This is a genomic window from Paenibacillus sp. Marseille-Q7038 (genome assembly GCF_965111595.1).
This window is the reverse complement of sequence record NZ_CBCOOM010000001.1, coordinates 2,501,403-2,514,992: the sequence shown is the minus strand read 5'-3', so window position 1 is coordinate 2,514,992 and position 13,590 is coordinate 2,501,403. Positions and strand designations below refer to the sequence as shown.

Here is a 13,590-nt window from a genome sequence, read left to right as displayed (position 1 = left end):
CAAGTCCAAGGTTATGTTATAGTTACGCAATTGGCGACCACCTTTCGTCAAGCGAACGAAGCAAAGGGAGTGTGACAGCCACTTGAAGCTTAACCTTGGAAAGAAACTTATTGGACTTATTGTTGTCTTATCTATCTGTCTGTTCGGACAGACCCTATTGCCCGTGTTTAGTTATGCCTCATTGCCAGATGAGCTTCGTTTGTTAGCTGGACGGGAAACACACCTCGAAGTATCTGCGCCTGTGGATGCGACTGTCTCTGATCAATCAGAGGTGCTGCAAGTAAAGACTGAAACCTCCTCTAAACGTTCGGTTTCTTCCAGGCAACATTCCATTCATTTGAACCCTCAACAAGAGGGAACGACGAAACTTACATGGAAGTTGTTTGGTAAAATCCCACTTAAAACGACAGATGTGCTTGTCGTGCCTGATTTGAAGGTAGTACCCGGGGGACAAACGATTGGAGTTAAGGTAAAGTCGGCTGGTATTCTGGTAGTAGGTCATCATTTGGTACACGTGACGAGTAAGGAACCTGTGTCACCAGGGGAAGAGGCAGGAATCAAACTGGGTGATTTATTGACTCATATGAATGGCGAAGCAATTACGGGAGTAAATGCTGTTGCTGATACCGTTCTTGAGTCAGGAAAAATGAAGAAACCCATTGATATTACCTTATCTCGTCAAGGGAAGATCATCAAGACAAAGTTAACTCCTGTGTTTGATGAAGAAGATCAGGTTTGGCGTCTTGGCCTTTATATCCGGGACTCAGCCGCTGGTGTTGGCACATTAACTTTTTACGCACCAGATCAAGGTGTCTATGGAGCTTTAGGCCATGTAATCACGGATATGAATACGCAAACGCCAATTGTGGTTGGCAGCGGCGAGATTGTTCAGTCTAATGTTACCTCCATCGCGAAGAGCGAAACGGGCGATCCGGGTGAGAAACGAGCTATCTTTACTAAAGAAAGCAGAATTCTTGGAAATATCGAGAGAAATACTCCCTTTGGAATTTTTGGTAAGATGGCTGTTAATCCAGAACACAGTTTATATCAAAAGCCAATCCCCGTCGCATTTGCACATGAAGTGAAAGAAGGACCCGCTGAAATTTTAACGGTTCTCGAAGGACAAAAAGTGGAACGATTCACGGTTGATGTTGTCCATGTCTCACCTCAAGAAAATGCAGCGACGAAAGGACTTGTTATTCGAATTACCGATAAACGTCTAATTGATAAGACGGGTGGAATTGTACAGGGTATGAGCGGCAGCCCTATTATCCAGAATGGGAAACTAATTGGAGCAGTAACCCATGTCTTTGTAAATGATCCGAAATCGGGTTATGGATGCTTCATTGAATGGATGTTAGAAGATGCTGGCGTAGTTATACCAAATAAGCAAACAATGAATCTTAAGGCGAGTTAAGCCTTAAGATTTTTTTGTCGAATACAAAAGAAGAACATCATAAAATGAAATAAAATACAATATTATAAATCAATGGCTAAAAAAAATAAAGAAAATATTTTTCGACAGAAGGATTTTCCTTTTGTGTGTCGAAAATCTTAAGCTGTAAGGGAATGAGAATCAACAATTGTCTAAGGGAGGAAATACATTTGCAAAATATTGAAATATTATTGGCTGATGATAACCGGGAGTTTACTAATTTACTAGCTGAATATATATCTAATCAAGAGGACATGGAAGTAACAGGGATCGCATACAACGGTGAGGAGGTACTTCAGATCATTCAAGAAGCAAAAACTGTTCCAGACGTATTAATTCTGGATATCATCATGCCTCATCTTGACGGTCTAGGGGTGCTTGAACGCTTGCGCGAAATGAATTTGTCTCCACAGCCTAAGGTCATCATGCTCACTGCTTTTGGGCAAGAGAATATAACTCAGCGTGCTGTACAGTTAGGAGCTTCTTATTATATTTTGAAGCCGTTTGATATGGAAGTTCTTGCAAATCGAGTAAGGCAGCTATTTGGTGCACAAGCAATCGCAAGCAATGGTTCTCAAATGATATCCTCCTCCCATAAATCAAATGTTGTTCCTATCGGAAAATCAAGAAATTTGGATGCAAGTATTACTTCCATCATTCATGAAATTGGTGTACCTGCCCATATTAAGGGGTACCAATATTTGCGTGAAGCGATTACTATGGTATACAACAACATCGAAATACTCGGAGCTATTACCAAAACATTATATCCGGCGATCGCGGAGAAGTTCAAAACAACTCCGTCACGGGTTGAACGTGCGATTCGTCATGCTATTGAAGTTGCTTGGACTCGGGGTAATATCGACTCGATCAGTCATTTGTTTGGATATACGATAAACATCAGCAAATCAAAACCTACAAATAGTGAATTTATTGCTATGGTTGCAGATAAGCTGCGAATCGAAAATAAAGTATCTTAATGATGAATTGGAATTGGTTTGTTGACACACATGGACAAAGCCCTTCGAACCTTATAATAAAATGCGCTTACCGGAAGAGAAGGTAGGCGCTTTTTCGGGAATGATGAAAGGGGAAGAGACCTATGTTATGGTTGTCGATCATAGGTATCGTTGCTTTATTCTTAGTTTGGTTGACTTATAAACGATATCGCATAGGCAAGATTGAAAATAATTCCAATGTGGTCTATTTGGATCATTATCGCAAAATGAATCAAAATAAGACGATGAAAAAAGTCCAAAAATGCGAAAAATGCAATAAGTATAAAAGACTTCATTTTTATGCAAGTCCTTCTGGTAAAATTACAGGTTTATGCAAGGAATGTGAAGTTAATAATAAAAGTAATAAGATGCTTAGAATATAACCAAAATCCATAGTTTACGACAAGTCCCACTTTTGGTGATAATTACATGAGAATAGCCTTTGCTTTCGTTAAAGAGTTGTAGTACATTAGCAGAGAATAAGGAGGTTTCTAATGTACTCAAGCAAACAAGACGACACACTATATATTATGACATACACACTGAACAGCGGTGTTAAGGGGACAGTTCCATTGTCCAATAAACAGATTCAGGAATGGATTCATTGTTACAGGAATGATACGAAGTTTATTGCAGAGATCGGTAAAGAATTCTTTGGATTAAATCCTTCACTTGTATCTGACTTTAAAGTTCAAAATCAGTTCTCTGACTATCAGAATGTAATCGTGCCTGTTCAACAACAAGATAATATGGATCGTCTATCAACCGCATATCGTGCCAATGAAATTTTGATGAAAATTGATTGCAAATGTGGAACTGCTTATGTTACCGAGTCTCCGTATAAACGAACGAAGTGGTATTGCACAAAGTGTAAGGAAATTGTATTCTTGGACCCGAAAAAAGGAATGGTAGAGACATCCCGCGGTGATGCTTACTATATGACTAATAAGTATTTTGTTACACGGGAACAATAATGAATAGAATGATGTGCACAGCTACCGCTTTGTCGACAGCTGAAAAATAAAGGAGTGCCGGGCGTATGCCGGACACTCCTTTATTTCATTTCTTTAATTGCATTTCACTTTATGAGGAGGAACAAAACATTTGCGGCATCTCGGTTCGTATGCCTCGGAGTCTCCGATCATGACGACAGGACCAAGGGTGACCGGTTCTCCATTGACGATACGCTGGGTAAATGCTGCATCAGGGCTTCCACATACAGCGCAGAAGGCAGATAGTTTTTCAATATCATCAGACATGGCGAGCAAACCGCCAACAAATCCGAATTCTTTACCGCGATAATCCATATTTAAACCATCGACGATGACGTGTTTCCCGCAATAAGCGAGTTCTTCCGCGATATCCATGATTTCTCTGCTGAAGAACTGTACCTCATCGAAAGCAACAACATCTGCATCTTTTGTTTGTTCTAGAATTTGTTCCACGATTTGTGGAGTAAGTTGTTTTGGAATGGGGATTGCAGGTAATTTGTAACCGATCCGACTAACGATTTCGTCAATTTCAAATCGGTCATCTTCAACAGGTTTATAGGCAACGACCTTCCGGCGTCCATATTTCATTAATTTTTGACAGCGTCTGATCAGTTCCCCTGATTTTTCACTGAACATGGGTCCGGTAATAACAGTAATACGACCTTTTGACACAGCGATATCTTCCTCTCTTTAGCACAATCCGCTCTAAAACTTTTGGTTTCCCCAAAAGAGCCATTATAGATTAACATAAATAAAAGCACAGAAGCCACTATTTTGTTAGATCATGGTGTGTAAAATTATGCACAATTTCTTCCTAACATGATATGGTTGATAATGATGAGGTGATAATGATGAATAATGATGAAAAATATAATGCCTGGCAAAAGAAGTTTGAGTTATTACAAGAAAAGGGAACACTTACTCCCGAAGCAGAAAAATTCATAACTGATTTATTAGCTGAATTTTCTGCTGTACAAGCACAGAATCAACGGTTAAAAAAACAAATATTGCAAAAAGCAACAGGGGATTCGAAAATGTCCACGAAACTTAGAGAGGCATTGTATGAATAGCAGAAGATAAAAAGCCTTCTTAATTGTTAAGAAGGCATAAGATTAATTATTTTCCAATTGGTCTACGGATCTTGCTTCTTTCGGTCTCTCATCGCTTAACTTTTCCGGAAAAACGATTCCCAGTGTAATTCTAGCGATCATGGCAATCGTAATACCGATCCCTGCAAACATGTAAATGATCGTAAACAACTTCCCGAAAGTCGTAACCGGAGCGAGCGTTGGATGACCGATGGTTGTTAAAGTGACTGCAGAAAAGTATAGCGCATCAATATAGCTCATATTTTCCACACTGGAATAAAAAAGAGTTCCTGAGAGCAGGGTAGCCAGGGTCAAGGTTAAAAGAGCAAGAAATCTCTTATCTTTAAAACCATGAAATAATCCTTTGAGTAATCTTTTGAGTGTAAGTAAAAATGAAATCATGGTCAGCTGCCCCTATCATCGAAAAAGATATATAGGAGTAACATTATATTGAATCCAGCGGTAAAGGTAAAGTTTTCATGGAATTCACCGGGCTATGTATCGATATCTTGTCTTTGTTTGAAACGAGGTCCGACATAATTACGTTTTCGATCTCGAAAAAGAATCCAGCCGCCAAGGAAAGCCATGCACGTAGCAAATAGAAGAATCCCTAAGCTGAAGTGAACCCATTCAAAGCGCGGGACGTTGATAAGATCATCACCATGATCAGCATAATAATGAAATAGCGAATCTTTGATCATTAAAAAACCTTTCATGGCTCCAAGACCAGGAATAACGAGGATGACAATGGCAAGAAAGCGGGAAAGCATAAGCTTCATCGTGCAAAACCCCTTCTCATACGCATGTAGTATTTCTATATGATACCTTGTCTTCTAGTTACTGTCTATTGGATGGTCTTGTTTTGTGATTCCAGAGAAGTGAGAGTACAATAGAACATAAATTAATAACAACGTGGAAGAATTGGGGGAATGATTTTTTATGGCAATAGAATGTGATGTGGCAATTTTGGGTGGGGGAACAGGCGGCTATGTAGCTGCGATCCGAGCTGCGCAATTAGGAAAATCTGTCGTTATCGTAGAAAAAGATAAACTTGGCGGAACGTGTCTTCACCGAGGCTGTATTCCAAGTAAGGCACTACTTCGAAGCGCAGAAGTATATGCAGATATTAAAGACAGCGTGAGTTACGGTATTGAAACCTCGGGAGCGACTTTAGTATTCCCTAAAGTGCAAGAGAGAAAAGAAGCAATCGTTGAGCAGCTCCATCAGGGTGTTCAATATTTGATGCGTAAAAATAAGATAACGGTTTTACATGGAAAAGGAAGAGTAATTGGTCCTTCGATTTTTTCTCCAAAAAGCGGAGCTCTTGCCGTGGAACTTGATAACGGAGAGATGGAAAATGTAGTGCCAGCAAATCTAATTATCGCTACGGGAACTCGTCCCCGAATGCTACCAGGACTGGAACCTGATGGCGACAAGATTATGACAAGTGATGAGGCTCTTCGAATGGACGACCTGCCGGATTCCATAATTATTGTTGGCGGCGGAGTTATTGGAGTAGAATGGGCATCCATGCTTTCTGATTTTAATGTAAAAGTGACTCTTGTTGAGGCAGCAGATCATATTCTTCCACAAGAAGATCAAGAGATTGCTGCTGAAATGAAACGTTTGCTTGTCAAACGAGGAGTAGAGGTAAGAACAGGTTCCCAGGTCAAGACGGATACATATATAGACCATGGTGATTCACTTTCTATTGACATACAGTCCGGAACGGAAAGCGAAACTTTAACAGCTTCAAAAATATTAATCTCCGTTGGACGAATAGCGAATGTCGAGAATATTGGCATTGAGAACACGGATATCAAATTATCTAATGGATTCATTGAGGTGAATAAACAGTTACAGACTGCTGTTCCTCATATTTATGCGATTGGAGATTGTATCGGAGGGCTTCAGCTTGCCCATGTTGCATCGCATGAAGGGATCCGTGCAGTACATCATATGTCAGGCGAAACGGTGCATGTGACACCGGATCAATTTGTTCCAAGGGCTATCTATTCCAGACCTGAAGCAGCAAGTGTTGGATATACAGAAAAACAAGCTAAAGAACTTGGCTATAAGCTGAAGATCGGTAAGTTTCCTTTTCAGGCCATTGGTAAAGCTTTAGTACATGGGCATCAAGAAGGTTTTGTTAAAGTAATCGCGGATGAGAACACCAATGATATTTTGGGAGTTCATATGATTGGAACTCATGTTACAGATCTAATCAGTGAAGCAGCGTTAGCTCAGCTATTAGATGCAACTCCTTGGGAAATAGGACAGCTTGTACATCCTCATCCCTCTTTATCGGAGATTATGGGAGAAGCGATGCTTGCCGTAGACGGTAATGCAATCGGAATGTAAATGTCTGCTTTTGCCGTTATCAAGTAAAGGTTACGAAACATGACACTTGTCATCAATGTGTGTTATATCTTTTCTTTTTGTAAACAAAACGAGTATAATGAGCTTAAGCCAAGTCTTAGTACCAGGTTTTAAGACAAGACAATACCTAAGACGCTTGAGCTACTCTAAAAGGAGGGTTCGCAAGTTTTGAACTTAAATAATATGACTTCTAAACAGTACAAACATAATGAGCTTGGTCTATCGGATGGTCAGGTTATTGATATGTACAAATATATGCTCCTGGCCCGTAAATTTGATGAACGTTGCATGCTTTTACAAAGAGCGGGAAAAATCAATTTCCACGTTTCCGGTATCGGTCAAGAAACAGCTCAGGTAGCTGCTGCTTTTGCGCTTGATCGTGAGAAGGATTATTTCCTGCCTTATTATCGAGATTATGGATTTGTTATGGCGGTAGGAATGACGCCGCGCGAACTTATGCTGTCTGCTTTTGCGAAAGCAGAAGATCCAAATAGTGGGGGGCGCCAAATGCCTGGTCATTTTGGAAGCAAACGACTACGCATTGTAACAGGTTCAAGTCCTGTAACTACGCAGGTGCCTCATGCAGTTGGCTTTGCACTTGCTGCGAAAATGCAAAAGAAAGATTTTGTGTCTTTCGTTACTTTTGGCGAAGGATCAAGTAATCAGGGGGACTTCCACGAAGGAAGTAACTTCGCAGGGGTTCATAAACTTCCGGTTATTATCATGGTTGAGAATAACCAGTATGCCATCTCTGTGCCTGTTCATAAACAACTTAGCGGAAAAATAAGTGATCGAGCTCTAGGATATGGTTTCCCAGGAATTCGTGTTGATGGTAATGATGCACTTGCGGTATATGCTGCTGTAAAAGAAGCCCGCGAACGTGCTGTAGCAGGAGAAGGTCCGACACTAATTGAGGCAATGATGTACCGATTGTCTCCACATTCCACTTCAGATAACGATCTGGCTTATCGAACGAAAGAAGAAGTAGAAGAAAACTGGGAAAAAGATGGCCTTGCCAAAATGAAACAATATTTGTTTGATTGTGGATTATGGGATGAAGAGCGAGATGCAGATCTGGCTGCACAGCTTAGTATGGAACTGAAAGAAGCGACGGAATATGCAGACAATGCTCCATATCCGAAGCCGGAAGATACCCTGCTGCATGTGTATGCCGATGATGAGTCAGGAGGGAAACAATAAGATGGCTGAAATGGAGTACATTGATGCGATTAGACTCGCAATGAAAGAAGAAATGGAACGTGATGAGACGGTATTTGTACTTGGAGAAGATGTAGGGGTTAAAGGCGGCGTGTTCACCACAACCAAAGGACTTATGGATCAGTTTGGTGAAATGCGCGTTATGGATACACCTCTATCGGAATCCGCAATTGCCGGGGTTGCCATTGGTGCTGCTATGTATGGAATGAAGCCGATTGCGGAGATGCAATACTCTGACTTCATGCTTCCTGCTACGAACCAAATTATTAGTGAAGCGGCTAAGATCAGATATAGATCTAACAATGACTGGAGTTGCCCTATTGTGATTCGCGCGCCGATCGGCGGCGGTATTTTTGGTGGTCTATACCACTCGCAGTGTCCGGAATCCATTTTCTTCGGAACCCCGGGGCTTAAAATTGTAGCACCTTATACCGCATATGATGCGAAGGGACTTCTCAAAGCGGCTGTGCGTGATCCGGATCCGGTGCTTTTCTTTGAAAACAAAAAAATGTATCGTCTCTTGAAGGAAGAAGTACCTGAAGAGGATTACATCGTACCGATTGGCAAGGCTAATCTACTTCGTGAAGGTGACGATATTACAGTTATCGCTTACTCACAGCCGCTGCATTTTGTAATGCAAGCCGCTGAAGAGCTGGAAAAAGAACACGGAATAACTTCGCATGTTCTGGACCTGCGTACACTGCAACCGCTGGATAAAGAAGCGATTATAGCTGCTGCAAAACAAACAGGAAAAGTGCTTATCATACATGAAGATAACAAAACAGGCGGAGTTGGGGCTGAAGTTTCAGCGATTATTAATGAAGAATGCCTGTTTGATCTGGATGCTCCGATTGAACGTCTTTGCGGTCCTGATGTGCCTGCAATGCCGATCAGTCCGCCAATGGAAAGATTCTATATGCTAAGTAAAGATAAAGTGAAAGATGCAATGCTTAAGCTTGCAATGTATTAATGAATAGGTCTCCTCAGATATGAGGTTGAAGAATTGGAGTGACAAAACATGGCAGGACAAAAGAAGTTGATTGAAGTGGTTATGCCGCAGCTTGCGGAATCACTCGTATCTGCGACAATCGCCAAGTGGTTAAAAAAACCGGGAGATCGGGTAGACCAATATGAACCGATCTGTGAAGTGATTACGGATAAAGTAAATGCAGAGATTCCTTCTACGGTAGAAGGAATTATAGGTGAACTTACAGCAGAAGAAGGTCAAACGGTTGGAGTAGGCGAATTGATCTGCCGTATGGAAGTTCATGCTGCAGCAGGAACCGGAATTGTGGGAGAAACTTCCGACACAAGTACTTCAGATCATTCCGCTCAACAGGTGGTTACAGCGAGTGCTACGGAAGGTTCCATGCGCAATCGATATTCACCAGCCGTTCAGAGTCTTGCAGCGGAGCATGGGATTGATCTTAGCCAAGTGCCGGGAACAGGAATGAATGGCCGAATTACGCGTAAGGATGTACTCCGTTATGCAGAAGGCGGAAATACACAGCAGCAAACGTCAGGACTGGTGCAGGAAGAACCTAAACAAACACCACGTCATGCATCTTCTGAACCACAAAATCTATCGATGGATCCATCTATTTCTGTCCGTCACTCTGGCATTCATTTATCAGAGACACCAAAATTGCCGAAGATTGAAGTCGATGGATATACGCAAGGAAGAGCAGAACAGTACATCGATATTACGCCGGTTCGTAATGCAATCGCTAGAAATATGCGTCAGAGTGTATCAGAGATACCGCATGCTTGGACGATGATTGAAGTGGATGTCACGAATCTCGTTACGTTGCGTAATAAACTGAAAGATGAGTTTAAGCGTAAAGAAGGGATTAATTTAACTTATTTGGCTTTCCTTTTGAAAGCAGTAGTTAATGCGATCAAAGATTATCCGATCATGAACTCGGTATGGGCTGTTGATAAAATCATTGTAAAACGTGATATTAATATTTCTCTAGCGGTAGGAACAGAAGATTCGGTCATGACTCCCGTTATTCAGCGAGCAGACACCAAAAACATTGCTGGACTCGCTCATGAGATTGAAGATCTTGCGAGAAGAACTAGAGAAGGTACTTTAAAGCTGGATGATATGCAAGGAGGAACATTCACCGTAAATAATACGGGTTCGTTTGGTTCTATTTTGTCTTATCCTATTATTAACTATCCACAAGCGGCTATTCTTACGTTTGAATCTATTGTGAAAAAGCCAGTCGTTATTAATGATATGATCGCTGTAAGGTCAATGGCTAATTTATGTTTGTCCTTGGATCATCGTATTTTGGATGGAGTCATCTCAGGAAGATTCCTGCAACGAGTAAAAGAGAATTTAGAAAGTTATTCTTTAGACACGAAGCTATACTAAAACATCTGTGGTATGTGGTGAGTTAATCATGGGGAGGTATATTCGTATGAATAGACCGCTTGTTGTAAGCTATACCGATATGATGGATTACGGTGAAGCATGGGATTTACAGAAAAGAATGGTCCATGACATCGATGCCGGAGAGCAGCAGGAACACCTGCTGCTTTTACAGCATCCACCTACATATACGATCGGTACGCAGCGACATCCGGAACATCTGCTGATTAGTGAGGAAGATCGGAAGAAAAAAGGAATTTCAGTCTATCAGATCGATCGAGGCGGTGACATTACCTATCACGGACCCGGTCAGCTAGTTGCATACCCCATCATGTTTTTGGGCCGAGGTAAAGAAATCGACTTACATGCTCATTTAAGGAATGTGGAAGAAGTAATTATAACGTATTTACGATCCTATGGTATTGAAGCAGGACGCAAAGAGCAGTATACAGGAGTATGGGTGGGAAACTTCAAAATTTGTGCCATAGGCATTAAGTTTAATCGGAGTACTTCGCACCGGAGAGATTTTATTACGAGTCACGGCTTTGCATTTAATATCAAATCAGGTTTACAGAGCGAGGGATTCGGTGGGATTGTTCCTTGCGGAATCGAAGAATTTGGGGTAACTACTTTGGAAGATTGTACAGGACTTGTTCATAGTCCAGAACAGGTAGCAGAGGAACTGGTCCCTATCTTCGCCGATCAATTTGGTTTTGATCCGATTTGGGCCGCAAAAGTATACGCTTGAAATTTCAAGTAAGAAATGAAAATACCCTCCCTGTTCTTCTGAGAAAGAAGCTTAGAGAGGGTTAAGCTTGTCCTATTCATTTTTGTCTAAATCTGCTTACCCAAAGAGCAGTGGTTCAATCACAATTAACAGTGTTGAGGCAATCATCGCAATTAACATCAAGTAGATCACAACTTTAAACCATTTTTTTTGTTGCATCAGTAAGCTCCTTTTATACCATAATTATAATCTATTGTAACGTATCCATAGCATAGTGAAAAGTCTAACTAGAAGGGATGATAACCATGATTAATCAGGAACGGATAACAAAGGAATTTATGGACCTTGTCCAGATTGATAGTGTAACCGAATATGAACAGCAAATTTCTGAAGTTCTCAAAACGAAGTTTACGGAGCTTGGACTCGAAGTCAAGGAAGACAACACCAAAGAAGAAACAGGGCACGGCGCAGGTAACTTGATTGTTACATGGAGAGCACAAGGAGCGGATGAGGCTCCAAAACTGTTCTTTACTTGTCATATGGATACGGTTGCTCCTGGCGAAGGGATCAAACCGCAGATTTCCGAAGATGGATTTATTCGCAGTGATGGGACAACGATTTTAGGTGCGGATGACAAAGCAGGTATCGCTGCTCTTTTTGAAGCGATCCGTGTCATACAAGAAAATAACATTCCTCATGGTCAGATTCAGTTTGTAATTACCGTAGGTGAAGAATCGGGATTGCTTGGAGCAAGAGCAATGAAGGCGGAGGATATTGACGCAGAATTCGGGTTTGCCCTTGATTCTAACGGTGAAGTTGGTGGAATCTGTGTTGCGGCACCAGCGAGAGCGCAAATTACAATGAAGATTACGGGGAAATCAGCTCATGCTGGTGTGAATCCTGAAGACGGAATCAGCGCGATTCAAGTCGCTGCCAAAGCAATTGCGGCGATGAATCTGGGACGTGTTGATCATGAAACTACAGCGAACATTGGAAGTTTCTCCGGAGCAGGTCCACTGAACGTTGTTTGTGACTATGCTGAAATTTTGGCTGAAGCACGGAGTATTGTTCAAAGTAAAGTGGAAAATCAAGTTGAACACATGAGAAACTCGCTGCAAGCTACTTGTGAGCAGTATGGAGCAAAAGCTGAATTTGAAAGTGATATCGCTTATCCTGCTTTTAAATTAACAGACGAGGATGAAGTTGTAAAACTCGCAGCACGTGCGATCACAAGTGCGGTGCTTTCACCAAAAACATTCCCTTCCGGCGGTGGAAGCGATGCGAATATTTTCAATGGTTTTGGCATTCCAACGGTGAATCTTGCACTTGGGTATGAAGATATTCATACAACAAATGAGCGAATCAAAGTAAGCAGTCTGGTAGATGCAGCGCGTGTCGTAGTATCGATTGTGAAAGAATCAGCAAAATCGTAATATAAAAACAGCATATAAGAAGGTCTGGGCATGAGTACGCACCAGACCTTTTTTGTAAATGAAAATGCAAAACCGCTTTATTATTTACTATTTCGAATTAAGGGTAATACGTTATGAGGCTTTCGAATGAGGTCGATGACCTGCATATCTGGTCCGTAATCTGACAACCAGTATCTGAGCGTATTCATAATCTGGTGTGCTTGTCCGGTCATATATAGCGATTCATGGGTCTTATAGCTTTTCATCAGGGCTCACTCCTAAATAAAGTCGTATATTACACCGTATGCCCATGAAGTCTAATATAATACTTTTTGTTTGCTTACATTTATGAGGAGGTTTTATTATGAAGGAATCAATTATTCGTCAAAAGCATCCAAAACTTAATCATCCGGATTCTAATCCGGCATTAGTGGAAACAACCGTATCTACAGAATCTATCTTTGAGGGGAAAGTCGTTTCTCTTCACGTGGATACCGTAACCTTACCGAATGGACAGACCGGCAAAAGAGAAATTATAAGACACCCGGGAGCGGTTGCTGTTCTGGCAGTTCGCGGAGATCGTATGCTGGTTGTGGATCAGTATAGACAGGCGCTAGGAAGAACCGAGCTAGAGATCCCAGCAGGTAAGCTGGACCCAGGCGAAGATCCTGAAGAAGCAGCAAAAAGAGAGCTCAGAGAAGAAACGGGATTCCGTGCTAAATCCCTTGTACCCCTGCCTGCTTTTTATACATCCCCTGGTTTTGCTGATGAGGTTATCTATCTGTATATGGCTGAAGAGCTCGAGGCAGGCGAGATGGAACTAGATGAAGATGAGTTTCTCGAAGTATCGGAGATCACTTTGGATGAAGCTTATTCACTTATTAAAGAAGGACGGATCAGCGATGCCAAGACGATTCTTGCAGTCTACGCGTGGCACTTATACCAGCTGACAGGGAAGTTCTAA

16 protein-coding genes are annotated in these 13,590 nt (G+C 41.5%); 11 read left to right on the top strand and 5 right to left on the bottom strand.

All coding sequences use genetic code 11. From position 1 onward, the window contains the following. Positions 1 to 82 precede the first annotated feature (82 nt). The 3 genes from spoIVB to ACWPWY_RS11950 all read left to right on the top strand — a co-directional run bounded on the left by spoIVB (position 83) and on the right by ACWPWY_RS11950 (position 3,407). Positions 83 to 1,417: a SpoIVB peptidase gene (gene spoIVB / locus ACWPWY_RS11960; protein WP_454191895.1), complete on the top strand. Its 1,335-nt coding sequence runs from the start codon at positions 83 to 85 to the stop codon at positions 1,415 to 1,417. A gap of 188 nt (positions 1,418 to 1,605) precedes the next feature. After that, the gene (spo0A, locus tag ACWPWY_RS11955; RefSeq protein ID WP_454191894.1) at positions 1,606 to 2,415 is read left to right on the top strand and encodes a sporulation transcription factor Spo0A; all 810 of its coding nucleotides are present in this window, start codon (positions 1,606 to 1,608) and stop codon (positions 2,413 to 2,415) included. Between the two features lie 512 nt (positions 2,416 to 2,927). Continuing rightward, the gene (locus ACWPWY_RS11950) at positions 2,928 to 3,407 is read left to right on the top strand and encodes a hypothetical protein (RefSeq protein ID WP_160033417.1); all 480 of its coding nucleotides are present in this window, start codon (positions 2,928 to 2,930) and stop codon (positions 3,405 to 3,407) included. Positions 3,408 to 3,500: 93 nt separating this feature from the next. On the opposite strand, the gene ACWPWY_RS11945 is transcribed toward ACWPWY_RS11950, so the two are convergent. Further along, a complete protein-coding gene (locus tag ACWPWY_RS11945) occupies positions 3,501 to 4,097 on the bottom strand; it encodes a thymidine kinase (RefSeq protein ID WP_454191893.1) in 597 nt (198 codons plus the stop codon). 176 nt (positions 4,098 to 4,273) lie between these two features. Here ACWPWY_RS11945 and ACWPWY_RS11940 point away from each other — a divergent pair, with 176 nt between their 5' ends. Beyond that, the gene (locus ACWPWY_RS11940) at positions 4,274 to 4,495 is read left to right on the top strand and encodes a Ni2+-binding GTPase (protein ID WP_454191892.1); all 222 of its coding nucleotides are present in this window, start codon (positions 4,274 to 4,276) and stop codon (positions 4,493 to 4,495) included. A 42-nt stretch (positions 4,496 to 4,537) separates the two neighbouring features. Here ACWPWY_RS11940 and ACWPWY_RS11935 read toward each other — a convergent pair whose 3' ends face one another. Both ACWPWY_RS11935 and ACWPWY_RS11930 read right to left on the bottom strand, forming a co-directional pair. After that, complete coding sequence (locus ACWPWY_RS11935; RefSeq protein WP_454191891.1) at positions 4,538 to 4,915, bottom strand: potassium channel family protein; 378 nt, start codon at positions 4,913 to 4,915, stop codon at positions 4,538 to 4,540. A gap of 92 nt (positions 4,916 to 5,007) precedes the next feature. After that, positions 5,008 to 5,292, bottom strand: a complete 285-nt coding sequence (locus ACWPWY_RS11930) for a DUF2627 domain-containing protein (protein WP_454191890.1) — start codon at positions 5,290 to 5,292, stop codon at positions 5,008 to 5,010. A 160-nt stretch (positions 5,293 to 5,452) separates the two neighbouring features. Between ACWPWY_RS11930 and lpdA the strand changes: the two genes are divergently transcribed. The 5 genes from lpdA to lipB all read left to right on the top strand — a co-directional run bounded on the left by lpdA (position 5,453) and on the right by lipB (position 11,235). Beyond that, the gene (gene lpdA, locus ACWPWY_RS11925; RefSeq protein ID WP_454191889.1) at positions 5,453 to 6,874 is read left to right on the top strand and encodes a dihydrolipoyl dehydrogenase; all 1,422 of its coding nucleotides are present in this window, start codon (positions 5,453 to 5,455) and stop codon (positions 6,872 to 6,874) included. Positions 6,875 to 7,075: 201 nt separating this feature from the next. Then, entirely contained in the window at positions 7,076 to 8,092 is a 1,017-nt protein-coding gene (locus ACWPWY_RS11920) for a thiamine pyrophosphate-dependent dehydrogenase E1 component subunit alpha (protein ID WP_454192870.1), read from the top strand. A gap of 1 nt (position 8,093) precedes the next feature. Then, entirely contained in the window at positions 8,094 to 9,080 is a 987-nt protein-coding gene (locus ACWPWY_RS11915) for an alpha-ketoacid dehydrogenase subunit beta (RefSeq protein WP_454191888.1), read from the top strand. A gap of 48 nt (positions 9,081 to 9,128) precedes the next feature. Continuing rightward, on the top strand, positions 9,129 to 10,490 hold the full coding sequence (locus ACWPWY_RS11910) for a dihydrolipoamide acetyltransferase family protein (RefSeq protein ID WP_454191887.1): 1,362 nt from the start codon (positions 9,129 to 9,131) through the stop codon (positions 10,488 to 10,490). A 46-nt stretch (positions 10,491 to 10,536) separates the two neighbouring features. After that, positions 10,537 to 11,235, top strand: coding sequence for a lipoyl(octanoyl) transferase LipB (gene lipB / locus ACWPWY_RS11905; protein ID WP_454191886.1), 699 nt, complete (start codon positions 10,537 to 10,539; stop codon positions 11,233 to 11,235). A gap of 96 nt (positions 11,236 to 11,331) precedes the next feature. On the opposite strand, the gene prli42 is transcribed toward lipB, so the two are convergent. Further along, complete coding sequence (gene prli42 / locus ACWPWY_RS11900; RefSeq protein ID WP_160033399.1) at positions 11,332 to 11,433, bottom strand: stressosome-associated protein Prli42; 102 nt, start codon at positions 11,431 to 11,433, stop codon at positions 11,332 to 11,334. Between the two features lie 86 nt (positions 11,434 to 11,519). Here prli42 and ACWPWY_RS11895 point away from each other — a divergent pair, with 86 nt between their 5' ends. Next, on the top strand, positions 11,520 to 12,647 hold the full coding sequence (locus ACWPWY_RS11895) for a M20/M25/M40 family metallo-hydrolase (protein WP_454191885.1): 1,128 nt from the start codon (positions 11,520 to 11,522) through the stop codon (positions 12,645 to 12,647). Positions 12,648 to 12,727: 80 nt separating this feature from the next. Here the strand turns inward: ACWPWY_RS11895 and ACWPWY_RS11890 are convergent, their stop codons facing one another. Beyond that, a complete protein-coding gene (locus tag ACWPWY_RS11890) occupies positions 12,728 to 12,892 on the bottom strand; it encodes a Z-ring formation inhibitor MciZ (RefSeq protein ID WP_454191884.1) in 165 nt (54 codons plus the stop codon). 98 nt (positions 12,893 to 12,990) lie between these two features. Between ACWPWY_RS11890 and ACWPWY_RS11885 the strand changes: the two genes are divergently transcribed. Further along, positions 12,991 to 13,590 (top strand): NUDIX domain-containing protein, encoded by a 600-nt coding sequence (locus ACWPWY_RS11885; RefSeq protein ID WP_454191883.1) that lies wholly within the window; start codon positions 12,991 to 12,993, stop codon positions 13,588 to 13,590.

Bases quoted from the DNA above. Each gene is read 5' to 3' on its own strand.
- ACWPWY_RS11950 (WP_160033417.1), top strand. From the start codon at position 2,928: ATGTACTCAAGCAAACAAGACGACACACTATATATTATGACATACACA.
- ACWPWY_RS11940 (WP_454191892.1), top strand. From the start codon at position 4,274: ATGATGAATAATGATGAAAAATATAATGCCTGGCAAAAGAAGTTTGAG.
- ACWPWY_RS11935 (WP_454191891.1), bottom strand. From the start codon at position 4,915: ATGATTTCATTTTTACTTACACTCAAAAGATTACTCAAAGGATTATTT.
- ACWPWY_RS11930 (WP_454191890.1), bottom strand. From the start codon at position 5,292: ATGAAGCTTATGCTTTCCCGCTTTCTTGCCATTGTCATCCTCGTTATT.
- lpdA (WP_454191889.1), top strand. From the start codon at position 5,453: ATGGCAATAGAATGTGATGTGGCAATTTTGGGTGGGGGAACAGGCGGC.
- ACWPWY_RS11920 (WP_454192870.1), top strand. From the start codon at position 7,076: ATGACTTCTAAACAGTACAAACATAATGAGCTTGGTCTATCGGATGGT.
- ACWPWY_RS11915 (WP_454191888.1), top strand. From the start codon at position 8,094: ATGGCTGAAATGGAGTACATTGATGCGATTAGACTCGCAATGAAAGAA.
- ACWPWY_RS11910 (WP_454191887.1), top strand. From the start codon at position 9,129: ATGGCAGGACAAAAGAAGTTGATTGAAGTGGTTATGCCGCAGCTTGCG.
- lipB (WP_454191886.1), top strand. From the start codon at position 10,537: ATGAATAGACCGCTTGTTGTAAGCTATACCGATATGATGGATTACGGT.
- prli42 (WP_160033399.1), bottom strand. From the start codon at position 11,433: ATGCAACAAAAAAAATGGTTTAAAGTTGTGATCTACTTGATGTTAATT.
- ACWPWY_RS11895 (WP_454191885.1), top strand. From the start codon at position 11,520: ATGATTAATCAGGAACGGATAACAAAGGAATTTATGGACCTTGTCCAG.
- ACWPWY_RS11890 (WP_454191884.1), bottom strand. From the start codon at position 12,892: ATGAAAAGCTATAAGACCCATGAATCGCTATATATGACCGGACAAGCA.
- ACWPWY_RS11885 (WP_454191883.1), top strand. From the start codon at position 12,991: ATGAAGGAATCAATTATTCGTCAAAAGCATCCAAAACTTAATCATCCG.